Here is a 25,689-nt window from a genome sequence, read left to right on the forward strand (position 1 = left end):
CACCGTCGTCAGGCCGCGTTGCGGTGTGAGTTGGCATCGACCACCGCCAGCGCCGTCATGTTGACGATGCGGCGCACCGTGGACGACGGCGTGAGGATGTGCACCGAGCGCGCCGCCCCCAGCAGGATGCCGCCCACCGTGATGCCGCTGCCGGCCGCCATGCGCAGCAGGTTGTACGAGATGTTGGCCGCATCGACGTTGGGCATGATGAGCACGTTGGCTTCGGTCTCCAGCGCCGAGTCCGGGAACTCGTGGTCGAGGATGGTCTTCGACAGCGCCGCGTCGCCGCGCATCTCGCCTTCCACCGCGAGCTGCGGATCGCTCGCCTTGATGAGCGCGAGCGCCTCGCGCATCTTCACGGCCGAGGCCGCGTCCGAGCCGCCGAAGTTCGAGTGCGACAGCAGCGCCACGCTCGGCGTCACGCCGAAGCGGCGCACCTCTTCGGCCGCCAGCAGCGCGATCTCGGCGATCTGCGCGGCGTCGGGGTCGCGGTTGACGTGCGTGTCGCAGATGAAGAGCTGGCGCCCCGGCAGCATCAGCATCTGCATGGCGGCCATGGTCTTCGTGCCGGGGCGCAGGCCGATCACGTCGCGCACATGGCGCAGGTGGTCGCCGTAGCCGCCGAGCGTGCCGCACAGCATGGCGTCGGCATGGCCCTGGCGCACCAGCATCGCCGCGAGCAGCGTGCCGCGGCTGCGCATCTCGGTCTGCGCCACCAGGCGCGAGACGCCGTCGCGGCGCTTGAGCTGGTAGTAGGCCTCGGCCGCATCGCCATGCACGGCCGGGTCGAGCAGGTCGACGGCCTCGCAGTCGGTGCCCAGTGCAAGGCGCAGGCCGTACTGCGCGATGCGCTCGGCGATCACCTCGGGGCGGCCCAGCAGCAGCGGGCGCGCGAGGCCTTCGTCGACCACCACCTGCGCGGCGCGCAGCACGCGCTCGTCCTCGCCCTCGGCGTAGACCACGCGCTTGGGCGACTGCTTGGCCGCGGCGAACAGCGGCTGCATGCTGCTGCCCGACTGGTAGACGAACTGCGACAGGCGCTGGCGGTAGGCCTTCATGTCGGCGATGGGCCGCGTCGCCACGCCGCTGTCGACCGCGGCCTGCGCCACCGCGGGCGCGACGGCCTCGATCAGGCGCGGATCGAAAGGCTTCGGGATCAGGTAGTCGCGGCCGAAGCGCAGGCCGACCGCGCCGTAGGCCTGCGCCACCACCTCGGGGATCTCGGCATGCGCGAGCTCAGCGATGGCGCGCACCGCGGCGAGCTTCATCTCCTCGTTGATCGTGGTCGCGCCCACGTCGAGCGCGCCGCGGAAGATGAACGGAAAACAGAGGACGTTGTTGACCTGGTTCGGATAGTCCGACCGGCCGGTGCCGAGGATGGCGTCGGGGCGCACGGCCAGCGCGTCTTCCGGCAGGATTTCCGGCGTCGGGTTGGCCATGGCGAGGATGATCGGGTCGCGCGCCATCTCCTTCACCATCTCGGGCTTGAGCACGCCGCCGGCCGAGAGGCCCAGGAAGATGTCGGCGCCGGCGATCACGTCGGCCAGCTTGCGCGCCGAGGTGTCTTGCGCGTAGCGGGCCTTGTTCGGGTCCATCTGCTCCTTGCGGCCGGTGTAGACCACGCCCGCGCTGTCGGACACGAAGATGCTGTGCATCGGCAGGCCCAGGCTCACGATCAGGTCGAGGCAGGCCAGTGCCGCCGCGCCGGCGCCCGAGGCCACCAGCTTGACCTCGCGGATGTCCTTCTTCACATGCCGCAGCGCATTGAGGATGGCGGCGGCCGCGACGATGGCGGTGCCGTGCTGGTCGTCGTGGAACACCGGGATCTTCATGCGCTCGCGCAGCTTCTTCTCGATGTAGAAGCACTCGGGCGCCTTGATGTCTTCCAGGTTGATGCCGCCGAAGGTGGGCTCCATGCGCGCGATGGTGTCGATCAGCGCGTCGGGGTCGCTCTCGTCGAGCTCGATGTCGAACACGTCAATGCCGGCGAACTTCTTGAACAGGCAGGCCTTGCCCTCCATCACCGGCTTGCCGGCCAGCGCACCGATGTTGCCCAGGCCCAGCACCGCGGTGCCGTTGGTGATGACGGCCACGAGGTTGGCGCGCGAGGTGAGGTTCATCGCCTCGGCCGGGTCGCGCACGATCTCCATGCAGGCCTCGGCCACGCCGGGCGAATAGGCCAGCGCGAGGTCGCGCTGCGTGGCCATCGGCTTGGTCGGGTTCACCGAGATCTTGCCGGGCGTGGGATGGCGGTGGTAGTCGAGGGCGGCTTCGCGCAGTTTTTCGTCGGACATGGTGTCTCCGTGGGAATGTCAGTAGGGGGCGGCCGCGCCGGCATCGGCCAGCCAGTCGCGCAGTCCGCACAGCAGCGCCGCGGGCTGGTCGGCATGCACCCAGTGCCCGGCATCGGCGATGCGCTCGGCCTCCGCATGCGGGAACAGCGCGCGGATGCCGGCCAGCGACGACGGCCGTACGTAGCCGGACTCCGCGCCGTGGACGAAGAGCGCGGGTCCGTCGTAGCGCGCTTCGCGCAGCGCGTCAGGAAAGCCGCAAAGCTCGCGCATGCACAGCCCGGTGGCGAGCAGGTTCAGCCGCCAGTCGAAGCGGTCGTTCTGCCGGCGCAGGTTCTGCATCAGGAAGTCGACCGGGGCCTCGGCGCTGAGGCTGTCGGCCAGCGCCTGGCGGATCTCGCGGCGGCTGGCCGCGCCGGCCATGTCGAGGCTGCGCATGGCCGACACGTACGACGAGAACTGGTCGGCGTAGCTCTCGGGGGCGATGTCGATCACGGCAATGCCGCCGATGGCCTCCGGGTGCGAGAGCGCGAGGGCCATCGCCGTCTTGCCGCCCATGCTGTGGCCGATCACGAAGGGGCGCTGCAATTGCTCGCGCTCGATCAGCGCGCGCACGTCGCCCGCCATCTCGGTGTACGACATGGACTCGGCCCATGGCGAGGCGCCGTGGTTGCGGGCGTCGGGCAGGTAGACACGGTGGCCCGCGGCCAGCGCCTCTGCAACCTGCGTCCAGTTGCGCCCCGCGCCGAACAGGCCGTGCAGGATCACCACCGGAGGCCCCGATCCCAGGGCCTCGAAAGCCAGTGCGAGCGGCATGGCGGCGGCCTACTTCTTCTTCACCGGGGGCAGGTCGGTGCAATGCCCCTCGAAGACTTCGGCGGCCATGCCGATGGATTCGCCGAGCGTCGGATGCGGGTGGATGGTCTTGCCGATGTCGGCGGGCTCGCAGCCCATCTCGATGGCCAGGCACACCTCGCTGATCAGGTCGCCCGCATGCGTGCCGACGATGCCGCCGCCGACGATGCGGTGCGTGGCCTCGTCGAACAGCAGCTTGGTGAAGCCCTCGTCGCGCCCGTTGGCAATGGCGCGGCCCGATGCGGCCCAGGGGAACACCGCCTTGCCGACCTTCAGGCCTTCGGCCTTGCACTGCTCCTCGGTCTTGCCGGCCCATGCCACCTCGGGGTCGGTGTAGGCCACCGAGGGAATCTGCCGCGCATCGAAGAACGAAGCCTCGCCGTGCGCCACTTCCGCCGCCACATGCGCCTCGTGCACCGCCTTGTGTGCGAGCATGGGCTGGCCCACGATGTCGCCGATGGCGAAGATGTGCGGCACGTTGGTGCGCATCTGCTTGTCGACATTGATGAAGCCGCGGTCGGTGACGGCCACGCCGGCCTTGTCGGCGCCGATCTTCCCGCCGTTGGGACTGCGGCCCACGGCCACGAGCACGAGGTCGTAGACCTGCGGGGCCGAAGGCGCCTTCTCGCCTTCGAAGCTGACCTCGATGCCGGCCTGGGTGGTCTTGGCGCCGACGGTCTTGGTCTTGAGCATCACGTTGTCGAAGCGCGGCGCGTTGAACTTCTCCCACACCTTGACGAGGTCGCGGTCGGCGCCCTGCATCAGGCCGTCGAGCATCTCGACCACGTCGATGCGCGTGCCCAGCGTCGAATACACCGTGGCCATCTCCAGGCCGATGATGCCGCCGCCGATCACCAGCATGCGCTTCGGAATGCCCTTGAGCAGCAGCGCGCCGGTGGAATCGACGACGCGCTCGTCCTCGGGCATGAAGGGCAGTTTCACGGCCTGCGAACCCGCGGCGATGATGGCCTTGGCGAACTTCACCACCTTCTTCGCGCCGCCCTCGCCCGCCACCTCGACGTGATGCGCATCGAGGAAGCTGCCGACGCCGGTGACGACCTCGACCTTGCGCGCCTTCGCCATGCCGGCGAGGCCGCCGGTGAGCTTCTTGATCACGCCGTCCTTGAAGCCGCGCAGCGCGTCGATGTCGACTTCGGGCGCGGCGTACTTGATGCCGTGCCTGGCGAGCAGCTTCACCTCGTCCATCACGCCGGCCGTGTGCAGCAGCGCCTTCGACGGGATGCAGCCCACGTTGAGGCACACGCCGCCGAGCGTGGCGTAGCGTTCCACGAGCACGGTCTTCATGCCGAGGTCGGCGCTGCGGAAAGCGGCCGAGTAGCCGCCGGGGCCGGCGCCGAGCACGAGCACTTCGCATTCCATATCTACTTTGCCGGCGTAGCCGGCCGCTTCACTCCCTCTCCCGCTTGCGGGAGAGGGTTGGGGTGAGGGTGCAGCGGCGCGACCTTCAACTCCTTCACCGTCCCCGCATGACTCGACGGAATCTCCATCGAGGCCTTGTCGGACTCCACCATGATCAGCCCGGTATCGACCGCGATGACCTCGCCGGGCTTGACCAGCAGCTCGATGATCGCGACATCCTTGAAATCACCGATGTCGGGAACCTTGACTTCCACCGTGTGTGCCATTTGGGAGCTTCCTTCAGAACAGCACGCGCCGCAGGTCGGCGAGCACGTTGGCGAAATAGACGTTGAAGCGCGCGGCGGCGGCGCCGTCGATCACGCGGTGGTCCCACGAGAGGGACAGCGGCAGCGTGAGGCGCGAGGTGTAGGTCTTGCCGTCGCTGGAATGCTGCTTCCAGTAGCTCTTGCACACGCCCATGATGGCGACCTCGGGCGCATTGATGATCGGCGTGAAGTAGATGCCGCCGATGCCGCCCAGCGAACTGATGGTGAAGGTGCCGCCCGACATCTGGTCGGGCTTGAGCTTGCCGTCGCGCGCGAGCTTGGCGAGCTCGCCCATCTCTTTCGCGATCTCGGGCACGGTCTTCTTGTCGACGTCGCGGATCACCGGCACCATGAGCCCGTTGGGCGTGTCGGCCGCGAAGCCGATGTGCCAGTAGTTCTTGAGTACCAGGGCGTCGCCGTCGAGGCTGGCGTTGAACTCCGGGAACTTCTTCAGCGCAGCCACGGCCGCCTTCATCATGAAGGGCAGCATGCTGATCTTGACGCCCGACTTCTCCAGCTCCTTGTTCATCTGCACGCGGAAGGGCTCGAGGTCGGTGATGTCGGCCTCGTCGTGCGTCGTCACGTGCGGAATGACGACCCAGTTGCGGTGCAGGTTGGCGGCGCTGATCTTCTTGATGCGCGACAGTTCCTTGCGCTCGGTCGGACCGAACTTGGCGAAGTCGACCTTGGGCCAGGGCAGCAGGTCGATGCCGCCGACGCCACCGCCTGCAGGCGCCGCAGCAGACTTGCCAGCGGCCGGTGCAGCGGCTGCACCGCCACCCTTCGCGAAGGCCTCGACGTCGGCGCGCACGATGCGGCCGTGGTCGCCGGTGCCCTTGATCTTTCCGAGGTCGACGCCGAGTTCGCGTGCGAGCTTGCGCACGGCGGGGCCGGCGTAGGCGAGAGCAAAGCCGGCTTCGATCTCCGCATTGCCGGCAGGCAGCACCGCCGCTGCTGCTGCATCGCTCCCTCTCCCGCTCGCGGGAGAGGGTTGGGGTGAGGGAGCAGCGGTCGCCACAGGCGCATCACTCGTCGCCAGCGACAGGATCACCGACCCTTCGCTGACCTTGTCCCCGATCTTGATGCCGATGGCCGTCACCACGCCCGAGAGCGGCGCGGGCACGTCCATCGTGGCCTTGTCGGATTCGAGCGAGACGATCGGGTCCTCGGCCTTCACCGTGTCGCCGACCTTCACGAAGATCTCGATGACCGGCACGTCCTTGAAGTCGCCGATGTCGGGCACGCGCACCTCGGCCACGCCGGCCGGTGCGCTGGTGGCCGATGGCGCGGCGCTCACGCTGGGCTTGGCGGCTTCGGCGGGTGCGGCCGCGGCAGCACCACCGCCCTCGGCCTTGAAGGTCATGATGACGCTGCCTTCGCTGACCTTGTCGCCCAGCTTCACGGCGATGGACTCGACCACGCCGCCGCGCGGCGCGGGCACGTCCATCGTCGCTTTGTCGGATTCGAGCGAGACCAGCGGGTCTTCGGCCTTCACCGTGTCGCCCGGCTTCACGAAGATCTCGATGACGGGCACATCGCTGAAGTCACCGATGTCGGGAACCTTGATGTCGATTGCGTTGCTCATGTTGGGTACTGCCTCAGACGGTCCAGGGGGCGGCGCGCTCGGCGTCGAGCCCGTACTTCGCGATGGCCTCGGCCACCACGGCGTGCTTGATCGCGCCGTCGTCGGCCAGCGCCTTGAGCGCGGCCACCACCACGTGCCAGCGATCGACCTCGAAGAAGCGGCGCAGCTTGCGGCGGTAGTCGCTGCGGCCGAAGCCGTCGGTGCCGAGCACGGTGTAGCGCCGGCCCGCGGCCTGCACGTACTCGCGCACCTGGTCGGCGTAGTTGCGCATGTAGTCGGTGGCCGCGATGACCGGGCCGTCGTGGCCTTCGAGGCATTGCTCGACGTGGCTCTTGCGCGCCGACTCGGTCGGGTGCAGCCGGCTCCAGCGCTCGGCGGCCATGCCGTCGCGGCGCAGCTCGTTGTAGCTGGTGGCGCTCCAAACGTCGGCGGCGATGCCGAAGTCGCTCTTGAGCAGCTCGGCCGCGAACATCACCTCGCGCAGGATGGTGCCGCTGCCCATGAGCTGCACGCGGTGGCCCTTCTTGGGAGTCTTGCCACCGTCGCTCAATTGATAGAGCCCCTTGAGAATCCCCGCCTCGCTGCCCTCGGGCATGCCGGGGTGGGTGTAGTTCTCGTTCATGAGGGTGATGTAGTAGTACACATCCTCCTGCTCGGCATACATGCGGCGCATGCCATCGCGCACGATGGCCACCACCTCGTAGGCGAAGGTCGGGTCGTACGAGACGCAGTTGGGAATGGTGCCGGCCAGGATGTGGCTGTGGCCGTCTTCGTGCTGCAGGCCTTCGCCGTTGAGCGTGGTGCGTCCCGCGGTGCCGCCCAGGAGGAACCCGCGTGCCCGCATGTCGCCGGCCAGCCAGGCCAGGTCGCCCACGCGCTGCAGGCCGAACATCGAGTAGTAGATGTAGAACGGAATCATCGGCACGTTGTTCGTGCTGTACGAGGTGGCCGCGACGATCCAGCTGGACATCGCGCCGCCCTCGTTGATGCCTTCCTGCAGCACCTGCCCGTCCTTCGACTCGCGGTAGTACATGAGCTGGTCGGCGTCCTGCGGCTTGTAGAGCTGGCCGAGCGAGGACCAGATGCCGAGCTGGCGGAACATGCCCTCCATGCCGAAGGTGCGCGACTCGTCGGGCACGATGGGCACCACGTGCTTGCCGATGGCCTTGTCGCGCACCAGCGTGCCGAGCATCTGCACGAAGGCCATGGTGGTGGAGATCTCGCGCTCGCCGGTGTCCTTGAGCAGGCGCTCGAAGGTGGAAAGCGGCGGAATCTCCAGCGCGGTCGACTTGCGGCGGCGCTGCGGCAGGTAGCCGCCAAGCGCGGCGCGGCGCTCGCGCAGGTACTTCATCTCGGGGCTGTCTTCGGCCAGCCGGATGAACGGCACGTTGGGCAGCTCTTCGTCGGACACCGGGATCTGGAAGCGGTCGCGGAAGCCGCGCAACGCGTCCTGCGTCATCTTCTTGGCCTGGTGCGCGATCATCTGGCCTTCGCCCGATTCGCCCATGCCGTAGCCCTTGACCGTCTTGGGCAGGATCAGCGTGGGCTGCCCCTTGTGCTTGACCGCTGCGGCATACGCGGCGAAGACCTTCTCGGGGTCGTGGCCGCCGCGCGTGAGGCCCCAGATCTCGTCGTCGCTCATGTCGGCGACCAGCGCCTTCGTCTCGTCGTACTTGCCGAAGAAATGCTCGCGCACGTAGGCGCCGCTCTTGCTCTTGAAATCCTGGTACTCGCCGTCGACGCACTCTTCCATGCGCTGCAAGAGCTTGCCGCTCTTGTCCTTGGCGAGCAGCTTGTCCCAGCCGCTGCCCCAGAGCACCTTGATGACGTTCCAGCCTGCCCCACGGAACACGCTCTCCAGCTCCTGCACGATCTTGCCGTTGCCACGCACAGGGCCGTCGAGGCGCTGCAGGTTGCAGTTGATGACGAACACGAGGTTGTCCAGGCTCTCGCGGCCCGCGAGCGAGATGGCGCCGAGCGATTCGGGCTCGTCCATCTCGCCGTCGCCCATGAAGGCCCAGACCTTGCGCGGTGCCGTGTCGGCCAGGCCGCGGCCGTGCAGGTACTTGAGAAAACGCGCTTGATAGATCGCCATCAGCGGGCCCAGGCCCATCGACACCGTGGGGAACTGCCAGAAGTCGGGCATGAGCCAGGGGTGCGGATACGACGGGATGCCGTTGCCCTCGGACTCCTGGCGATAGTTGAGCAGTTGCTGCTCGCTGAGCCGCCCTTCGAGAAAAGCACGTGCGTAGATGCCGGGCGAGCTGTGGCCCTGGATGAAGAGCAGGTCGCCGCCGTGCGTGTCGGTGGCGGCATGCCAGAAATGGCCGAAGCCGATGTCGTAGAGCGTGGCCGCCGACTGGAAGCTCGCGATGTGGCCGCCGAGCTCGGACGAGTCCTTGTTGGCGCGCAGGATGATCGCCATCGCGTTCCAGCGGATGATCGAGCGCAGGCGGTGCTCGATCTCGCGGTTGCCGGTGGACTTTTCTTCCTTCTCGGGCGGGATGGTGTTCTTGTAGGCCGTGTTCAGCGAGCGGGGCACGTACACGCCGTCGCGGCGGCCCTCGTCGACGAGGCGGTTCAACAGAAAGTTCACGCGCTCGCTGCCGCGGTGTTGCTGAACGGCGCCGAGCGCGTCGGTCCACTCGCCAGTTTCCGTGGGGTCAAGGTCACCCATGGTGCTCATCGGTTTGTCTCCTGTGTCGTGGCCATGACTCGCATCGGGCGATGCGGCCGGCCCTTCTACTGAGCAATCGATATGCCACGCGCGGCACGGGGAGCGGATCGCGCTAAGTCGTTGATTTCATGGGGGTTGATGTGGACATGTGCCAGGCCGGCCGCCGACGGTCCGGATGAGCGCCGAAGGGGCCGTCCGAATCACCGGACGAGCAACCAAGGGCAAACCCTGAGTGACGAGGGCCATCGGGGGCGCTTGTGTTCAGGGTGCATGCACAGGCCACCGGGTACTCCCCTCCGCGAATGTCCCCCGCTTCGGCTTCCGCCCCTCCTCCTTTGTTTCGCTGCGGGGAGCACCCGGTGCGCTGTGCACGATGGACGCAGCGCTTGTGCGAGCCGATCAACGACTGCTCTGAGCGATCAGGCCGGCGGCGTGCTCTGCGCAGCGAAATAAAGGAGGAGGCCTGCGGCCCTAGCCCGGTAGCAGAACGTACTGCGCGGCAGCTCGATCACTTCGCCCCCCGTCGGATGGAGCAGGCTTCGGGCCGGTGATGATGGACGAGTTCTCGCTGTCGCTCACGAGGCGCAGGCGCGGCGTTTTTTTGACGAACTCGAGCTCCATCGTGAATTGCCCGACCTTGCGCTCCAAGGCTGCAATCTTCGCTTCGTAGTGAGCCACAACAGCGGCCTCGGCCTCTTCGTCGCTGAGCTCGCCGCGAGGCGCTCCACAACTTCGCGTGCACCGAGGTCTCGTACTGCCGCAAGGCTTTCGAGCTGTGCTGCCTGCGGACGTGCCTTGCCTTGTTCCCAGTGGTAGATCGTCTGCCCGGATACGCCACGGTCACAACAGTTTCCCGCTGCTGCACCGCGGAAGGTTTCGACTACGGAAACATGGCGTGTCCCGATCGCGTGACCGCCAACGTCGGATTCGGCGCAAGACTTGGACCGCGGTTCTCGCGATGAGACCCGCATGCGTCTTGCTCCAACCTCTTTCTCTGGAACTTCCATGAAACTCACGAAAGTCATGAAGATCGTTTCCATCCCGGTCCTGACCTTGTTGGTCGCCGCCGGCGCTCACGCAGAAGCGTACGACGGTGTTCACAACGCCCTCTCCACCAAGACACGCGACGAGGTGAATGCCGAAGCCGTGCGCACTGCCACAGCGCCGGACCAGAACGTGGTTCGCGGCTCTCGCGGCCCCGAGACCATGGCCGTGTCGAAGGAGCGTTCCCTCGTCGAAGCTGAAGCCATCCGCACGGCCTGGATGCCCGACCAGAATGTCGGCTCCGGCTCCCGCGTGAACAGCAAGGTCATCTCGACGATGCCGCACCCGGCCGACGTGCGCGCGAAAGCCAATTAAGCAACGACTGCCTCCCGCTACACGTGCGGTAGAAATACAAATGGTGGCAGCAAGGCCGCGGGCTTTGGCTCGCCACCTGAGGCGCCAGCCCCCGGGTCAAAACCTGATGACAGCTTCCGTCACCGCCGGTGTTGCCGAAGCTGCACAGCCAGCCGCTTTGTCTGCCAAGTCGAGCTCGGGCGGGCTGAACCCCATGCTGCACGCGCCACTACTGCCGCTGCTGATTCGCCTCGCACTGCCCACGGTGGCCGTGATGCTCATGCAGACGGTGCTGAGCGTGGCCGAAACCTACTTCGTGAGCGGGCTGGGAGTCGACGCGATCGCCGCGGCCTCACTGGTCGTGCCTGTCATGCTGCTGATGACCATGGTCTCCAACGGCGGCGTCGGGGGCGGGGTTTCCTCGGCGGTCGCGCGCGCGCTCGGCGCCGACCGGCAAGACGAGGCCGAAAGCCTCGTGTGGCACAGCATCGTGATCGCGATCGTCGCCGGTGGACTGTTCACTGTGGCCGCGATCGCCGTGGGGCCGATACTCTATCGTGGGTTGGGCGGCACGGGCGCGTCCTTGCAGCAGGCGCTTCGGTACTCGAACATTCTCTTCGGCGGCGCGGTCCTGTTCTGGGTTCCGACGTTGCTGCAATCGGCTTTGCGAGGCGCGGGCAACGTCAGGACGCCTGCACTGATCATGCTCGGTGGCGTCTGCGCCGGGCTCATCATTTCTCCGGTCTTGATTCTGGGCTGGCTGGGGCTTCCGCGAATGGGCGTGGCCGGTGCGGGCGTGGCACAGGTGCTGTGCACCGCAGGCTCGCTGGTGGCAATCGTTGCTTCCATGCGATCGACGGGTTCGAAACTTCGCCTTCGCCGGTACCCGCTGCGGCGCGATCACTTCGGCGCCATTCTTGGCGTGGGCTTGCTGTCGACCCTCAACGCTGCGATGTCGACGCTCTCGATCGCAGCGATCACTGCGGCTGCGGGCACCTTCAGCGTGGCGACGATCGCGGGCTACGGTATCGCGTCCCGGCTCGAAATGCTGCTGGTGCCCGTGATGTTCGGTTTCGGCACCGCAGCCATCGCCGTGGTCGGCACCTCCATCGGCGCTGGCGACGTGGCGCGTGCGCGCCGCGCTGCCCTGGTGAATGCTTTGTTCGTCGGTGGTGTGCTCGAAGTGCTGGGCCTTTGCGTGGCGTTCATGCCCAGCCTGTGGATGTCTCACTTCACGAACGACCCCGACGTACTGGCCGTCGCCGGTCACTATCTGCGCGTGATGGGCCCGGCGTACGGTTTCATTGCCATTGCGTTGGCGCTGTACTTCGCGGGGCAGGGGGCGCGGCGCGTTGGCTGGCCGCTCGCAGCGGGTGTTCTCCGCTTCGTGTGCGCGCTGTCCGCAGCGGCGCTGGTGTTCGCGGGGAAGCTCAGTCTCGAATCTGCCTTCCTGCTGGTGGCCGGGGGAGCCATCGTCGGCGCCGCAGTGACGGTGTGGGGCTTCGCCCGGGTGAAGTGGGGAATTTGCTAGATCGCGACTCGATGGTCGCTGTTCTCCCTCGACGTCGAGACTATCCGAACCGCTTTTCCGAGTGCAACGGGCGGTCCTGCTGGACCGCCTTGGTCGCTGGGTCGTCTGAACCTCAACGCGAGCGGCTTGCTACCGCTTCGACGGACTCAGCCTGCCAGCCGCCGCCCAGCGCCTTGAATGCACTGACCGCCGCGCGCGCCGACTCCGTTTGCGCTTGCGCTCTCGCATCGGCCACGCGCAGCAGGCTCTCGTCCGCTTGCAGCACTTCGATCAGGCTGACAACACCGCGCTGATAAGCCGCGAACGAGGCACCTCGCGCACGACCGAGAGATGCCTCTCCTTGCGCGAGCAATGCGGCCTGTTCTTCACGCTTGACCAGGGCGGAGAAGGCGTTCTCCACGTCTTCTGTCGCATGCAGCGCGGCGAGCCGGTAGGCCGCGAGCAACTCCGCGTCCTGCCCCTTGGCGAGTTCGATCTGCGCATCGATGCGCCCGAAGTCGAACAGCCGCCAGCGCAGGCCGAGCAGGGCCGCAGCCTGACTGGCGCCGCCGGTGAACAGGTTGCCGCTGGCCACGGACGTGGCGCTGCCGATCGTTCCTCCCAAGGACAGCTTCGGGTAGTACTCGGCCACGGCCATGCCGATGCGCGCGTTCGATGCCGCAAGACGCCGCTCGGCGACGATCAGGTCGGGCCGACGCCGTAGCAATTCGCCAGGCGATCCGGCGGCGCCGATGCGCGGTGCGACAGGAATGACGCCCGCAGCCGACAGTTCGGCGCGGTGCGCGCCCGGGGCGGCGCCTAGCATCACATCGAGCGCGTTCATGGCCGCAGTCTCGCCCGCTTCCAGGACTGGCACCGACGCACGGACCTGCGCCAGCGCACCTTCGACCTGCCTCAGCTGGAGTTCGGCGGCCAGCCCCTTGCCGTAGAGCAGGTCGATCTTCGATAGCAGGTCCTGCTGTGTGGCGACTTGCCGGCGTGCCACGTCGAGACGGGCCTGCAGTCCGCGCAGCGTGATGTAGATGTCCGCAGTCTGCGCGGCCACGGTCAGGCGCGTGGCGGCTGCGCCGGCCTCCGATGCCTGGTAGTCGGCCAGCGCAGCTTCGCGTCCCCGACGCAGGCCGCCGAAGATGTCCATCTCCCAGCTTGCGCCAAGGTTCGCTTCGTAGGCGTTGCCGTAGCGATCGAAGCCTGGCTGTGAGTTCAGGACTCGGCCCAGCGGCGTCTCCACCGACTGGTAGGCCCGGGCGGCTTGTCCGCTGAGGTTGCCCGAGGGCAACAACGCCGCATCCGCCGCACCGAGCCCCGCCCGGGCCTGCGCCACGCGGGCGGATGCTTGCGCAAGATCGAGGTTCTGCGTCAGTGCGAGTTCGACATAGCGGGCCAGCTGCGCGTCGCCGAACGCGGCCCACCATGCCACCAGCTCGGCATTCGCGGTAGCGGCCCGCCGATCGATGGCCGCCTGGCCGATGTATTGGTCTGGCAAAGTGATAGCGGGCCGGACATAGTCAGGGCCGACCGCGCAACCTGCGAGCAGGCTGAAAAGCAGGGGAATGGCAAGGGTACGTTGAGACATGGCTTCTTCCGGAAGGAGTGACATCGGAACCGCAAACAAAGTGATGTGACTATAGTACAATTTGGTCACTCGTTGTCATCTGTTCGCCGGAGCGGTAAGCTGTCGCCATGAGCAATGCAACTTCTTCTTCCCCTGCCGCGCGGGGGCCGGCCGACCACGACGTGCGCGCGCAGATCCTCGTCGCGGCAACCGAGCACTTCAGCCGGTACGGTTACGAGAAAACCACGGTTTCCGACCTTGCCAAGGCCATCGGCTTCTCCAAGGCGTACATCTACAAGTTCTTCGAGTCCAAGCAGGCGATCGGCGAAATGATCTGCTCGAACTGCCTGCGGGAGATCCAGGTGGACATCCGAGCGGCGATCGACGGGGTCGACAGCCCGCCCGAGAAACTTCGCCGCATGTTCAAGGCCATTGTCGATTCGGGCCTTCGCCTGTTCTTCCAGGACCGCAAGCTCTACGAGATTGCCATCTCGGCGGCCAGCGAACGCTGGCAGTCGGCCATCGCTCACGAAGCGTGCATCCGACAACTGCTCGTCGAGGTGCTGAGACAAGGGCGAGATTCCGGCGACTTCGAGCGCAAAACGCCGATCGACGAGACGGCGGCGGCGATCTACTTGGTCGTTCACCCCTATATCAACCCCCTGATCCTCCGGCAGAGCTTTGATCACACGGACCATGCGCCGGCGCAGTTGTCCGGGCTGGTACTGCGCAGCTTGTCGCCATAGACAAACAAATCTGCTTGTGACCATTGACTAAATTGGTCACTATTATCAAAATCGGGGTCCTGATCGATTCGTCTATGGGACCCTCATGCATCCGCGCCGCTTCGTTACATCCGCACTTTTCTGCGCCTTGCCATTCGCGTTGGTCGCTTGCGACGACAAGGCACCGCCAGACCCGCGCACCCAAGTGCCGTTGGTGCGCGCCGCTACCGTCCAGGCAGCCGCTTCGGCATCGCGCTCTTTCACCGGCACCGTAGCCGCACGTGTGCAAAGCGACCTGGGATTTCGAGTCTCGGGGAAGGTGCTGGAGCGGCTCGTGGACGCCGGGCAAACAGTCAAGCGTGGGCAGTTGCTCATGCGCATCGACCCCGCCGATCTGAAGCTCGCCGCGCGTGCGCAGCTGGAGGCCGTGGCCGCTGCACGAGCGCGCGCGAAGCAGGCGAGCGACGAAGAGCTGCGCTATCGCGACCTGCGCGGCACCGGTGCAATCTCTGCTTCGGCCTACGACCAGATCAAGGCCGCGGCGGATGCCGCCCAAGCCCAGCTCAGTGCGGCCGAAGCGCAGTCCGATGCCGCTCGCAATGCCAACCGCTATTCAGACCTCATTGCTGATTCCGACGGCACGGTGGTCGAAACGCTGGCCGAGCCCGGCCAGGTGGTCAATGCCGGTCAACCGGTGATCCGCGTGGCCCAGTCCGGGCGCAGGGAAGCCGTGGTCCAGTTGCCCGAAACGATGCGCCCTGCCGTTGGCTCCGGCGGGCAGGCCACACTCTTTGGCAAGGAAGGCGTCGCCGTGGCCGTGAAACTCAGGCAGCTCGCTGATGCGGCCGATCGGTTTACGCGAACGTTCGAGGCGCGCTACGTGCTCGAGGGCGAACTGGTCAACGCTCCGCTGGGTGCCACGGTCACAGTCCGCATTTCAGACGGCAGGCCCGCCCAAGCAGGTGGCGTGCAGGTACCCATCGGCGCCTTGTTCGACACAGGCAAAGCGACGGGCGTATGGGTCATCGGCGGCGATCCGTCGACGGTGCGCTGGCAGCCGGTGGTTGTCCAGCTTCTGGACTTCGACCGTGCCCAGGTGGCCGGTCAGCTCAAGCAGGGAGACCAAGTCGTTGCGCTCGGTGCGCACCTGCTGCGCGAAGGCGAGCAGGTGCGTGTCGCGACCTTGGCCGCAACGCCGGCGGTGGGCGGAGCCCGCCCATGAGCGAAGGCCGATTCAATCTGTCGGCGCTGGCCGTCCGCGAACGCGCCATCACGTTGTTCTTGATCTGCCTGATCTCGCTGGCGGGGCTGGTTGCGTTCTTCAAGCTCGGCCGCGCGGAAGATCCCGCCTTCACAGTCAAGGTGATGACCATCATCACGGCCTGGCCTGGCGCCACGGCGCAGGAAATGCAGGACCAGGTCGCCGAGAAACTCGAAAAGCGATTGCAGGAGCTGCGCTACTACGACCGCGCAGAGACCTATACACGGCCCGGCCTGGCGTTCACGACCCTGACATTGCTCGACAGCACTCCGCCGGCGCAGGTGCAGGAACAGTTCTATCAGGCACGCAAGAAGGTCGGCGATGAGGCGGGCAACCTGCCCACTGGTGTGATCGGGCCGATGATCAACGATGAGTACGCGGACGTCACCTTCTCCCTGTTCGCGCTCAAGGCCAAGGGAGAACCTCAGCGCGTGCTGGTGCGCGATGCGGAAGCGCTGCGCCAACGGCTGCTGCACGTGCCGGGCGTGAAGAAGGTCAATATCGCCGGGGAGCAGTCGGAGCGAATCTATGTCGAGTTCGCGCACGACCGGCTGGCAACACTGGGCGTCAGCCCGCAGGACGTGTTCGCCGCGCTCAACAACCAGAATGCGCTGAGTCCTTCTGGGTCGGTGGAATCCAGCGGGCCGCAAGTCTTCATTCGGCTGGACGGCGCATTCGACACGCTACAGAAGATTCGCGACACGCCAGTGATCGCGCAAGGCCGCACCTTGAAACTCTCGGACGTTGCCACGGTCAAGCGCGGCTACGAAGACCCGGCCACTTTCATGATCCGCAACGGCGGCGAGCCTGCCTTGCTGATCGGCGTGGTGATGCGGGAGGGGTGGAACGGGCTCGACCTGGGCAAGGCGCTGGACGTGGAAGCCCGTGCCATCAACGCCGAGCTGCCGCTGGGCCTGAGCCTGACCAAGGTCACGGACCAGTCGGTGAACATCGCCGCTTCGGTCGACGAGTTCATGGTCAAGTTCTTTGCGGCCTTGTTGGTCGTGATGCTGGTGAGCTTCCTGAGCATGGGCTGGCGCGCGGGCCTCGTGGTGGCTGCGGCCGTGCCGCTGACCCTGGCCGTGGTCTTCGTGGTGATGGCCGCGACAGGCAAAAACTTCGACCGCATCACGCTCGGTTCTTTGATCCTGGCACTGGGTCTTCTCGTGGACGACGCGATCATCGCCATCGAAATGATGGTCGTGAAGATCGAGGAGGGCTACAGCCATGTGGCTGCTTCCGCCTACGCCTGGAGCCACACGGCGGCGCCGATGCTCTCGGGCACCTTGGTCACCGCCGTCGGCTTCATGCCCAACGGCTTTGCACCGTCGACCGCGGGTGAGTACACCAGCAACATGTTCTGGATCGTCGGCATCGCGCTCATCGCATCCTGGGTGGTCGCCGTGGTGTTCACTCCCTACCTCGGCGTCAAGCTGCTGCCGAACTTCAAGAAGATCGAGGGCGGCCATGCAGCGATCTACGACACGCCACGCTACAACCGGCTGCGTCGCGTGCTGGCGCGCGTCATCGCACGCAAGTGGCTGGTGGCGGGTGCCGTGGTGGGCCTCTTCGTCGTGTCGATCCTCGGCATGGGCGTGGTCAAGAAGCAGTTCTTTCCGATCTCCGACCGACCCGAAGTGTTGGTCGAAGTGCAGATGCCCTACGGCAGCTCGATCACGCAGACCAGCGACGCCACGGCCAAGGTCGAGGCCTGGCTTTCCACGCAGCCTGAGGCGCAGATCGTCACGTCTTACATAGGACAGGGCGCGCCCCGCTTCTATTTTGCGATGGGGCCCGAACTGCCCGACCCCTCGTTCGCCAAGATCGTGATCCGCACGGCCAGCCAGGAGGAGCGCGAAGCCCTGAAGTACCGGTTGCGTCATGCCATCGCCGACGGCCTCGCGTCCGAGGCGCGGTTGCGCGTGACCCAGCTCGTGTTCGGCCCGTACTCGCCGTTCCCGGTCGCCTACCGTGTCACCGGACCCGATGCAGACGAACTGCGCAGGATCGCGGGCGAGGTTCGCCAGGTCATGGACGCCAGCCCGATGATGCGCACCGTCAGCACCGACTGGGGCACCCGCACGCCTACGCTGCACCTCACCCTGAAACAGGACCGCCTGCAGGCCGTCGGGCTGACCTCCAGCGCCGTGGCGCAGCAACTGCAATTCCTCTTGAGCGGCGTGCCGGTGACCACCGTGCGTGAAGACATCCGCACGGTGCAGGTGGTAGCCCGTTCCGCTGGCGGAACTCGGCTCGATCCCGCGAAGGTCGTGGACTTCACGCTCGCCGGTGCCGGTGRCCAGCGCATTCCGCTGTCGCAGGTCGGTGAGGTCGAGGTCCGCATGGAAGAGCCGGTCATGCGGCGACGCGACCGCATGCCCACGATCACGGTGCAGGGCGACATCGCCGATGGGCTGCAGCCTCCCGATGTGTCGACTGCGATCACGGCGAAGCTGCAGCCCCTGATGCAGAAGCTGCCTGCCGGCTACCACATCGTCCAGGCCGGCTCCATCGAGGAATCGGAGAAGGCGACGAAGGCGATGCTGCCGCTGTTCCCGATCATGCTGGCGTTCACGCTGCTCATCATCATCTTCCAGGTGCGCTCGATCTCCGCCATGGTGATGGTGTTCCTCACGAGCCCGCTCGGGCTGATCGGCGTCGTGCCGACCTTGCTGCTGTTCCAGCAGCCCTTCGGCATCAATGCGCTCGTGGGGCTCATCGCGCTGTCGGGCATCTTGATGCGCAACACGCTGATCCTGCTCGGGCAGATCCACCACAACCAAAAGGAAGGGCTCGACCCGTTCCATGCGGTCGTCGAGGCGACCGTGCAGCGAGCGCGGCCGGTGATCCTGACGGCGCTCGCGGCGATCCTCGCGTTCATTCCGCTGACGCACTCGGTGTTCTGGGGCGCGTTGGCATACACGCTGATCGGCGGCACGTTCGCGGGGACGATCCTGACGCTGGTGTTCCTGCCGGCCATGTACTCCATCTGGTTCAGGATCCGGCCCGGCAACGGTGGCCCGGCCACGCACTGATGGCGCTTTTTCACCATTCATTCAGATCGAAGGAATCACCATGTCGAGTTCATCAGTTGTCGTCGTGACCGGCGCGTCCTCGGGCATCGGACGCGTCGCTGCGGAAATGTTCGTCGCGCGAGGCTGCCGGGTGTTCGGCACCGTGCGCGACCTGCGCAAGGCGCCCGCGCTGCCTGGTGTCGAGTTCGTCGAGATGGACGTTCGGGAAGAAGGCTCGGTTCAGATCGGCATCGAATCCGTCATTGCCAGGGCCATGCGCATCGATGTACTGGTCAACAACGCAGGAATGATGATGATCGGCGCGGTCGAGGAAACCGCGACGGCCGAGGCCGCCGTGCTGTTCGACACCAACGTCTTCGGCATGCTTCGCACGACACGCGCCGTGCTTCCGTACATGCGTGAGAAACGCCGCGGGCGAATCGTCAACGTGAGCTCCGTGCTCGGCGTGCTGCCAGCGCCGTACATGGGACTCTATTCAGCCACCAAGCACGCGGTGGAAGGGCTGTCGGAGTCACTGGACCACGAGGTGCGCCAGTTCGGCATTCGCGCGACGCTGGTGCAGCCGGCGTTCACCCGGACCAACCTCGACGCCAACGCGCCCCGCGCGCAGGCTCCGATCGCGGACTACGACCGCGAGCGTGATCTGGTGGCACTTTCTGTGGCCGAGAGCGTTGGCAGTGCGCCCGAGCCGCACGGTGTGGCAAACACCATCGTCGAGGCGGCACTCGGTCCGTGGCGCATGCGTTGCACGCCGCCAGGGGAGGCGTCTTTGCTGACGAAATTGCGCCGCTTCATGCCTGCGGCGCCGGTGGACGCGAGCCTGCGAAAAAAACTCGGGCTCACCTGAGCGCCTGCCGGCCAGAGGCTCTTTCCGAGCATTCGCTCTGCCCAACCAAAAAGAAGGAGAACATCGTGGACAGCTTGGAGCTCCTGCGCACGTTCAGCGAGGTTGCTTCATCCGGCAGCTTCTCCCGCACGGCCAAACATCTTTCGCTGTCCAGGGGCACCGTCAGCAAGTACATTGCGGCCCTCGAGAGCCGGTTCGGTGTCCGGTTGCTGAACCGGACCAGCCACGCCGTCAGCTTGACGGACGCTGGCGCCTTGCTGCTCGAAAGAAGCAGGCCGATGCTCGAACTGGCCGACGTCACGCGCGCCGAACTCCAGGACCGCGCGCGGGTCCCGAGCGGGCGCCTGCGCATCTCGGCACCGCACGGCGTGGACCTGACGGAACTGCCGGCATTGATCAATGCCTTCCTCGGCCACTACCCGGAGGTGAGCATCAGTCTCGTGCTCACGAACCGCATGGTCGACCTTGCGGAGGAAGGCATCGACATCGCGCTTCGCTTCGGCGCTTCGGCCAACGAGAACCTGATCGTTCGAAAACTGGTGCAGATGAAGCTCAGCGTCTGCGCGGCGCCCATGTACTGGCACAAGCACGGTGCCCCTGTCCATCCCCGCGAGCTTGCGCATCACGTCGCATTGTTCAGCACCGATTTGAATCCGCTGCCGAAGTGGCGCTTCGAGGCCGACGGTCAGCCAGTCGAAGTCGCGGTCCGTGGAAGGCTGGATGCAACGGAAGCCGGCCCGCTGATCCAAGCCGCACTGCTGGGGGCCGGCGTCGTCTATCTGCCGTCGGTCATGCTGGAACCTTACGTCGAGAGCGGGCGACTGGTGCCCGTCTTGCCGGACTTCGTTCGCAGCGACATGTGGCTGTCGGCCGTCTACCTGCAGCGTCGACACAGCACGGCGGTGCACCGTGCGTTCCTCGATTTTCTTGCGAGCCGGTTGAAGCCTGCAGGTTCGCGGACTAGGATCGACGCGCAGTGAACTGAGGACGTGCACCAGGCCGCGCCGGGGGACATTCGCTTCGCTGCGCACACCGTCGGCGTGAGCGCGCCCCGAACAGCAGCGCCCCGACCAGTTCAACCGAAGGTGAACGCGTAAGCCTGCGCCCCACCATCGAGAAACTCGATCTCGAACAGCCGGTCGTTGCCGCTCTTCGTCTGACGCACGAGCTGGTAGAGCTTCTGCGCCTCGATCGTCCCGTAGCCCTGTTCGTCGGTGTCCGCGCCGTGGTCCGCGAGCGGCGGCTTGCCGTCCACCAGCACCCGGAATCGCACCGGCTTGCCATCGGCCGCCGGGCCGAGCACCAGGTGCAGGTCGCGCGCCTGGAAGCGGTAGGCGATGCGGCCGTTCGCACGGTTCGACACCGCACGCTCGGGCTCCACGGTCCAGTCGCCGCTCAGCGCCCACTGGTTCGTGCGCAGCGACGCGGGACGCTGGTAGACATGCGCGCGGCCGCTCACGAGCCCACCCGGCGAGGCGAAACCGTGCGCACGCTCTGCGCCCACATAGGTCTCGCCCGACATCGCGAGTTCGGCACCCGGCGCGGCCTGCGTGCCCTCGCCCCTCGGCGCGACCAGGTCGGCCGGCAGGTTGCGCTGGCCTGCCTCGGCAAGCAATTGCTGGATGACCTGCTCGGCTTTCTCGTAGCGGTTCTCGCCGAACTGGTGATAGCGGATGCGCCCCTGCGCATCGATGAAATAGAACGCGGGCCACGACTGGTTGTCGAAGCCGCGCCAGATCTTGAAGTCGTTGTCCTGCGCCACCGGGAAGCCGATGCCGAGCTCCTTCGTCGCCTTGCGCACGTTGGCCGAGCGCTTCTCGAAAGCGAACTCCGGCGAATGCACGCCGATGACGACGAGGCCCGCATCCTTGTACTTCTCGGCCCATGCGCGAACGTAGGGCAGCGTGCGCAGGCAGTTGATGCACGAGTAGGTCCAGAAGTCGACCAGCACCACCTTGCCGCGCAGGCCTTCGGGGGTCAGCGGGGGCGAGTTGATCCATTCGGTTGCACCGGCCAGCGAAGGGAATTCGCCTTCCACGCTCAGCTTCCGCACCGGTGCCGCTTCGGGGGTGGTGGCCGCCGTGAGCACGAGGCCGGCGTCTGCCTGCCGTGCGCCCGGCTCAACGCTCTGCGGTTGCGGTTTCGGCATGTCGATCTTCTCCACCAGCGCCTGCTCCAGCGCCGAGGTGGTGCCCACCGAGAGGCGGGCGAGCAGGCCCGTATCCAGCCCCAGCGCGATGGCACCCACGCCCACCAGCACGGCCGCGCCGGCAGCACGGCGAACCCACTCGCCCGTGTGCAGCGAACGCTTCATGACCGAGAACAGGCGCCCGCCGAACAGCAGCGCCGCCGCCAGCGAGGTGCACGCACCGGCCGCATAGGCCAGCAGCAGCAGCGAGGTGCCGGCGCTCGCGCCGTTGAGGGCCGCGCCCGTCAGGATGAGCCCGAGGATCGGACCCGCGCACGGCGCCCACAGCAGGCCCGTGCCGACGCCCAGCATCAGCGGCGAGAACACGGAGGCCTTCGCGGTCTTGCCGTCGGGTTGCGATTCGGCCAGGCGGATGCCCAGCGCCACCAGCGGCCGACTCATGCGGTCGGCCAGGCTCGGGAACAGCAGCGTCACGCCGAACAGCGCGAGCATCGCGATGGCGGCATAGCGCCCGTACTCGTTGACCGCGACCACCCAGCCGCCGCCCACGGCAGCCAGCGTGGCGACGGCGGCAAAGGCCAGCGCCATGCCCAGCAGCATCGGCAGGCCGTGCGAGCGGAACGGCCGGTCGGCCCGTGCGAACACGAAGGGCAGTACCGGCAGGATGCAGGGGCTCAGGATGGTGAGCACCCCGCCCAGGTAGGCGATGAGAAGAATCAACATGGTTCGGGTCTCGTCCGTAGGGGTCGAAGCGCGCCGTCGGGGCGCGCGTGCGGCTCAGTTCACCGGCGCGGGTCGTGTGCTCATGGTCAGTCGTGCCTCCAGCCCGCCTTCGGGGCGGTTCTGCAGCTTCAGCTCGGCGCCCATCGCCATGGCGAGCTGGTGCGCGATGGCCAGGCCCAGGCCGGTGCCGCCGGTGCTTCGGTTGCGCGAGCTTTCGACGCGGTAGAAGGGCTTGAGCACGGCCTCCAGCTCGTCGGGCGGAATGCCCGGGCCGTTGTCGATCACGGCGATGGCCAGCCGGTCGTCGCCGGCCTGCACGCGCACGCGTACATCGCTGCCGAAGACCAGCGCGTTGTCGACCAGGTTCATGACGATCCGGCGCAGCGCATTTGGCCGGCTCACGATCGGCGTGCCGGCGCGGCCTTCGAGGTGCACCTGCTTGCCCGCATCCTCGTAGTCGGCCACCATGCTCTCGAGCAGCGCATCGGCATCCATGCGCAGCGGCGGCTCGGTGGCGCCGTGCAGCGTGCGCGCGTAGGTCACGCCCTCGCGCACCAGCGAATTCATGGCGTCGAGGTCCTGCCGGAACTTGCCGCGGTCGTGTTCGTTGTCCATCAGGTCGGTGCGCAGCCGCATCCGCGTGATCGGCGTCTGGAGGTCGTGCGAGATGGCCGCGAGAATTTCCACGCGCTCGGCCATGTAGCCGCCGATGCGCTGCTGCATCGCGTTGAAGGCGCGCGCGGCATGGGCCACTTCGGTGGGCCCCTCTTCCGCGAGCTTCTGCGGCTTCAGGTCGGGCCCCAGGTCGTCGGCCGCCGCCGCCAGTTCCGCGAGCGGCCGCGTGACCAACCGGACCGCGAACCAGGCGCAGATGGCCAGCACCACCAGCTGGATCGCGAGCAGCCACATGACCCAGCGCGACACCGGCATGCCCACCCGCCTGGCATGGATGACCACCGAGGCCCCGTCCGTCAACCGGACCTGGATCTGGAGGCCTTCGGCCGGCTGCACCACCTGCCCGACCTTGACGATCTCGAACGGGCGCAGCGCATCGACGATGGCCGTGGCGAACTGCTGCGAGAGCGGCGACGTGGGCTCGGTGCCTTCCGCGCTGCCGCCCAGCACGAAGCGGTAGTTGCGCCGCTCCAGCTTCTCGAGCCAGCCGGCGCGCTCCGCGGCGGGCAGGCGGTCGAGGATGGCGACCGAGCTGGCGATGTCGCGCTCGATGCCGATCATCATCAGCTCGCGCAGCGCCATGTCGCGCTCGTAGCGGATCGCCGCGAAGGTCAGCAGCTGCGCGATCGCGAGCCCCACCACGATGATCAGCGTCACGCGGGAGAACAGGGAGCGCGGGAACAGCCGGCACCAGCCGCCGGCTGCTGCTGCTGCTGCTGCTGCGCGGGCTGGGTTCTCGGTGTGGATCGCTGGATGGGAGGACATGGACGCCTTTATAGACCCCGGGTCACGCCAAGGACCGTCCGCATGTATCGCAGTGTGTTGGACGGCGGAAGCGACATGGAACATGACGAGCCCCGGGGCGGTCGGCATCAGACGATGCGGATCACGACGTCGACGTTGCCGCGCGTGGCCTTGGAATACGGGCAGGTCTGGTGCGCGGCATCCGCCAGGGCTTGGGCGACTTCACGCGCCAGGCCCGGCAGGCTGACGTTGAGGCGGGCCTTGAGGAAGTACTCGCCGGCCGTGTTGGCCAGGTCCACCTCGGCATCGACGGCCAGGTCGGCCGGGAGGGCGACCTTCAGCTTGCCGGCGGCCAGGCCCATCGCGCCGATGAAGCAGGCCGACCAGCCGGCGGCGAACAGCTGCTCGGGGTTGGTGCCGTCGCCGGTGGCGCCGGGCGACGTCAGCTTGACGTCGAGCCGGCCGTCGCTGCTGCGCGACTCGCCGTCGCGGCCGCCCGAGGTGCGGGTCTTGCCGGTGTAGAGGATCTTTTCGGTGGCGCTCATGGTGCGTTCCTTGGCAGGGGTTGGGTTGAGAACGGACGGATTCTTGGCCACCCGACACCCCGCCGGCACACATTGCGTATGCCTGTGTATCGGCACGAAAAATCAACACACTACGTTTCATTCCGATCGCCGCGTCCTGCTCGCTGCGCCGAGCGACCCGGGGCGCGGCACGCGAAACATAGTGTCGCGACCCACCCCGCCAGATACTTGCGCATACAAACCCTCTGGCCCTGCGCGGCCGGCGGGCTACATTGCTGCTGCTGCGGCGCCCGCCGCGCCACCTGACGCCGCCCCTACGCCATGACACCCAAGACCTCCGACCACATCCTCATCGTCGACGACGACCGGGAAATCCGCGAACTGCTCACGACCTACCTGGTCAAGAACGGCCTGCGGGTGGTCGCGGTGCCCACCGGCCGGCACATGCGCGCGGCGCTGGAAGAGTCGGGCCCCTTCGACCTGATCATCCTCGACCTGATGCTGCCGGGCGAAGACGGGCTGACGCTCTGCCGCGACCTGCGCACCGGCAAGTACAAGGCCACGTCGATCCTGATGCTCACGGCGCGCAGCGAGGAAGCCGACCGCATCCTCGGCCTTGAAATGGGCGCCGACGACTACCTGGCCAAGCCGTTTTCCGCGCGCGAGCTGCTCGCGCGCCTGCGTGCCGTGATGCGCCGCACGCGCATGCTGCCGCCGAACATGGGTGCGGTCGAGCCCTCGCAGAAGCTGGCCTTCGGCGACTGGCAGGTGGACACGGTGGCGCGCCATCTGCTGGACGACAGCGGAACGATGGTGGCCTTGAGCGGCGCCGAGTACCGGCTCTTGCGCGTGTTCCTCGACCATCCGCAGAAGGTGCTGAGCCGCGACCAGCTGCTGAGCCTGACGCAGGGCCGCGAAGCGGAACTGTTCGAGCGGTCGATCGACCTGCTCGTGAGCCGGCTGCGCCAGCGGCTGCGCGACGATGCGCGCGAGCCCCGCTACATCAAGACGGTGCGAAGCGAAGGCTATGTCTTCTCTTCGGCCGTCCAGGCACAGGACTGAACGCTCATCCGGCGCGGCGTTTCCTGGGGCCCGCGAACTCGCGGGCCGTGATGCATTGGCAACTCACTGGATTGCGGACCTCGTGCGCGAGGCCGCCTGCGATGAAGATGAGTGCGAACCAGAGTTTCTTCATTTCAGTTGCTCGTTCGAGCGCTGTTGTTCAGGGCGCGTGCACAGGCCACCGGGTACTCCCCTCCGCGAATGTCCCCCGCTTCGCTCCTCCTTTATTTCGCTGCGGGGAGCACCCGGTGCCCTGTGCACGAGAGGCGCGGCCGTCGTGCCGGCGGATCAAACGCTGCGCTGAGCGATCACGCTGGCGGTGTGCTCTGCGCAGCGAAATAAAGGAGGAGGCCTGCGGCCCTAGGCCGCGCCGGGGGACATTCGCGGAGCAGAGCACACCGTCGGCGGGATCGCGCCCCGAACGCAC

General features: G+C 67.0%; 18 protein-coding genes and 1 pseudogene. 8 read left to right on the forward strand and 11 right to left on the reverse strand.

Annotated elements, in window-relative coordinates:
• Positions 1-8 precede the first annotated feature (8 nt).
• From AC1DXX_RS24875 to AC1DXX_RS24900, 6 genes and pseudogenes are all read right to left on the reverse strand, one after another.
• A complete protein-coding gene (locus AC1DXX_RS24875) occupies positions 9-2,294 on the reverse strand; it encodes an NADP-dependent malic enzyme (RefSeq protein WP_478136886.1) in 2,286 nt (761 codons plus the stop codon).
• An 18-nt stretch (positions 2,295-2,312) separates the two neighbouring features.
• Positions 2,313-3,107 carry an alpha/beta fold hydrolase gene (locus AC1DXX_RS24880; protein ID WP_478136887.1) on the reverse strand — a complete coding sequence of 265 codons (795 nt, stop codon included), beginning with the start codon at positions 3,105-3,107 and terminating at the stop codon, positions 2,313-2,315.
• A 9-nt stretch (positions 3,108-3,116) separates the two neighbouring features.
• Positions 3,117-4,792 (reverse strand): annotated as a pseudogene (gene lpdA / locus AC1DXX_RS24885) (dihydrolipoyl dehydrogenase).
• A gap of 13 nt (positions 4,793-4,805) precedes the next feature.
• The gene (aceF, locus tag AC1DXX_RS24890) at positions 4,806-6,416 is read right to left on the reverse strand and encodes a dihydrolipoyllysine-residue acetyltransferase (protein WP_478136888.1); all 1,611 of its coding nucleotides are present in this window, start codon (positions 6,414-6,416) and stop codon (positions 4,806-4,808) included.
• A gap of 13 nt (positions 6,417-6,429) precedes the next feature.
• Complete coding sequence (gene aceE / locus AC1DXX_RS24895; protein ID WP_478136889.1) at positions 6,430-9,102, reverse strand: pyruvate dehydrogenase (acetyl-transferring), homodimeric type; 2,673 nt, start codon at positions 9,100-9,102, stop codon at positions 6,430-6,432.
• Positions 9,103-9,564: 462 nt separating this feature from the next.
• Positions 9,565-9,771: a hypothetical protein gene (locus AC1DXX_RS24900; RefSeq protein ID WP_478136890.1), complete on the reverse strand. Its 207-nt coding sequence runs from the start codon at positions 9,769-9,771 to the stop codon at positions 9,565-9,567.
• Between the two features lie 327 nt (positions 9,772-10,098).
• Here AC1DXX_RS24900 and AC1DXX_RS24905 point away from each other — a divergent pair, with 327 nt between their 5' ends.
• Both AC1DXX_RS24905 and AC1DXX_RS24910 read left to right on the forward strand, forming a co-directional pair.
• A complete protein-coding gene (locus tag AC1DXX_RS24905) occupies positions 10,099-10,452 on the forward strand; it encodes a DUF4148 domain-containing protein (RefSeq protein ID WP_478136891.1) in 354 nt (117 codons plus the stop codon).
• Positions 10,453-10,558: 106 nt separating this feature from the next.
• Complete coding sequence (locus AC1DXX_RS24910) at positions 10,559-11,962, forward strand: MATE family efflux transporter (RefSeq protein WP_478136892.1); 1,404 nt, start codon at positions 10,559-10,561, stop codon at positions 11,960-11,962.
• 112 nt (positions 11,963-12,074) lie between these two features.
• Here the strand turns inward: AC1DXX_RS24910 and AC1DXX_RS24915 are convergent, their stop codons facing one another.
• Positions 12,075-13,538 (reverse strand): efflux transporter outer membrane subunit, encoded by a 1,464-nt coding sequence (locus tag AC1DXX_RS24915; protein WP_478136893.1) that lies wholly within the window; start codon positions 13,536-13,538, stop codon positions 12,075-12,077.
• Positions 13,539-13,645: 107 nt separating this feature from the next.
• Here AC1DXX_RS24915 and AC1DXX_RS24920 point away from each other — a divergent pair, with 107 nt between their 5' ends.
• The 5 genes from AC1DXX_RS24920 (at position 13,646) to AC1DXX_RS24940 (ending at position 20,365) form a co-directional block, all read left to right on the forward strand.
• Positions 13,646-14,263: a TetR/AcrR family transcriptional regulator gene (locus AC1DXX_RS24920; protein ID WP_478136894.1), complete on the forward strand. Its 618-nt coding sequence runs from the start codon at positions 13,646-13,648 to the stop codon at positions 14,261-14,263.
• 85 nt (positions 14,264-14,348) lie between these two features.
• On the forward strand, positions 14,349-15,464 hold the full coding sequence (locus AC1DXX_RS24925; protein WP_478136895.1) for an efflux RND transporter periplasmic adaptor subunit: 1,116 nt from the start codon (positions 14,349-14,351) through the stop codon (positions 15,462-15,464).
• Positions 15,461-18,538 carry an efflux RND transporter permease subunit gene (locus AC1DXX_RS24930; protein ID WP_478136896.1) on the forward strand — a complete coding sequence of 1,026 codons (3,078 nt, stop codon included), beginning with the start codon at positions 15,461-15,463 and terminating at the stop codon, positions 18,536-18,538. Before AC1DXX_RS24925 ends, AC1DXX_RS24930 begins: the two co-directional genes overlap by 4 nt.
• Positions 18,539-18,578: 40 nt before the next feature.
• Positions 18,579-19,385: an oxidoreductase gene (locus AC1DXX_RS24935; RefSeq protein ID WP_478136903.1), complete on the forward strand. Its 807-nt coding sequence runs from the start codon at positions 18,579-18,581 to the stop codon at positions 19,383-19,385.
• Between the two features lie 65 nt (positions 19,386-19,450).
• Complete coding sequence (locus AC1DXX_RS24940) at positions 19,451-20,365, forward strand: LysR family transcriptional regulator (protein ID WP_478136904.1); 915 nt, start codon at positions 19,451-19,453, stop codon at positions 20,363-20,365.
• Between the two features lie 95 nt (positions 20,366-20,460).
• Here the strand turns inward: AC1DXX_RS24940 and AC1DXX_RS24945 are convergent, their stop codons facing one another.
• The 3 genes from AC1DXX_RS24945 to AC1DXX_RS24955 all read right to left on the reverse strand — a co-directional run bounded on the left by AC1DXX_RS24945 (position 20,461) and on the right by AC1DXX_RS24955 (position 24,221).
• Positions 20,461-22,257: a cytochrome c biogenesis protein DipZ gene (locus tag AC1DXX_RS24945; RefSeq protein ID WP_478136897.1), complete on the reverse strand. Its 1,797-nt coding sequence runs from the start codon at positions 22,255-22,257 to the stop codon at positions 20,461-20,463.
• A 54-nt stretch (positions 22,258-22,311) separates the two neighbouring features.
• The gene (locus AC1DXX_RS24950) at positions 22,312-23,697 is read right to left on the reverse strand and encodes an ATP-binding protein (protein ID WP_478136898.1); all 1,386 of its coding nucleotides are present in this window, start codon (positions 23,695-23,697) and stop codon (positions 22,312-22,314) included.
• Between the two features lie 107 nt (positions 23,698-23,804).
• The gene (locus tag AC1DXX_RS24955) at positions 23,805-24,221 is read right to left on the reverse strand and encodes an organic hydroperoxide resistance protein (protein WP_478136899.1); all 417 of its coding nucleotides are present in this window, start codon (positions 24,219-24,221) and stop codon (positions 23,805-23,807) included.
• Positions 24,222-24,521: 300 nt separating this feature from the next.
• Between AC1DXX_RS24955 and AC1DXX_RS24960 the strand changes: the two genes are divergently transcribed.
• Entirely contained in the window at positions 24,522-25,262 is a 741-nt protein-coding gene (locus AC1DXX_RS24960; RefSeq protein ID WP_478136900.1) for a response regulator, read from the forward strand.
• A 4-nt stretch (positions 25,263-25,266) separates the two neighbouring features.
• Here AC1DXX_RS24960 and AC1DXX_RS24965 read toward each other — a convergent pair whose 3' ends face one another.
• Positions 25,267-25,395, reverse strand: coding sequence for a hypothetical protein (locus tag AC1DXX_RS24965; RefSeq protein ID WP_478136901.1), 129 nt, complete (start codon positions 25,393-25,395; stop codon positions 25,267-25,269).
• Positions 25,396-25,689: the final 294 nt, after the last annotated feature.

It is taken from the genome of Variovorax sp. P4_B10, from assembly GCF_056402375.1.

Coding starts and splice junctions, on each gene's coding strand:
- AC1DXX_RS24875 (WP_478136886.1), bottom strand. CDS start 2,294: ATGTCCGACGAAAAACTGCGCGAAGCCGCCCTCGACTACCACCGCCAT.
- AC1DXX_RS24880 (WP_478136887.1), bottom strand. CDS start 3,107: ATGCCGCTCGCACTGGCTTTCGAGGCCCTGGGATCGGGGCCTCCGGTG.
- aceF (WP_478136888.1), bottom strand. CDS start 6,416: ATGAGCAACGCAATCGACATCAAGGTTCCCGACATCGGTGACTTCAGC.
- aceE (WP_478136889.1), bottom strand. CDS start 9,102: ATGAGCACCATGGGTGACCTTGACCCCACGGAAACTGGCGAGTGGACC.
- AC1DXX_RS24905 (WP_478136891.1), top strand. CDS start 10,099: ATGAAACTCACGAAAGTCATGAAGATCGTTTCCATCCCGGTCCTGACC.
- AC1DXX_RS24910 (WP_478136892.1), top strand. CDS start 10,559: ATGACAGCTTCCGTCACCGCCGGTGTTGCCGAAGCTGCACAGCCAGCC.
- AC1DXX_RS24915 (WP_478136893.1), bottom strand. CDS start 13,538: ATGTCTCAACGTACCCTTGCCATTCCCCTGCTTTTCAGCCTGCTCGCA.
- AC1DXX_RS24920 (WP_478136894.1), top strand. CDS start 13,646: ATGAGCAATGCAACTTCTTCTTCCCCTGCCGCGCGGGGGCCGGCCGAC.
- AC1DXX_RS24925 (WP_478136895.1), top strand. CDS start 14,349: ATGCATCCGCGCCGCTTCGTTACATCCGCACTTTTCTGCGCCTTGCCA.
- AC1DXX_RS24935 (WP_478136903.1), top strand. CDS start 18,579: ATGTCGAGTTCATCAGTTGTCGTCGTGACCGGCGCGTCCTCGGGCATC.
- AC1DXX_RS24945 (WP_478136897.1), bottom strand. CDS start 22,257: ATGTTGATTCTTCTCATCGCCTACCTGGGCGGGGTGCTCACCATCCTG.
- AC1DXX_RS24950 (WP_478136898.1), bottom strand. CDS start 23,697: ATGTCCTCCCATCCAGCGATCCACACCGAGAACCCAGCCCGCGCAGCA.
- AC1DXX_RS24955 (WP_478136899.1), bottom strand. CDS start 24,221: ATGAGCGCCACCGAAAAGATCCTCTACACCGGCAAGACCCGCACCTCG.
- AC1DXX_RS24960 (WP_478136900.1), top strand. CDS start 24,522: ATGACACCCAAGACCTCCGACCACATCCTCATCGTCGACGACGACCGG.
- AC1DXX_RS24965 (WP_478136901.1), bottom strand. CDS start 25,395: ATGAAGAAACTCTGGTTCGCACTCATCTTCATCGCAGGCGGCCTCGCG.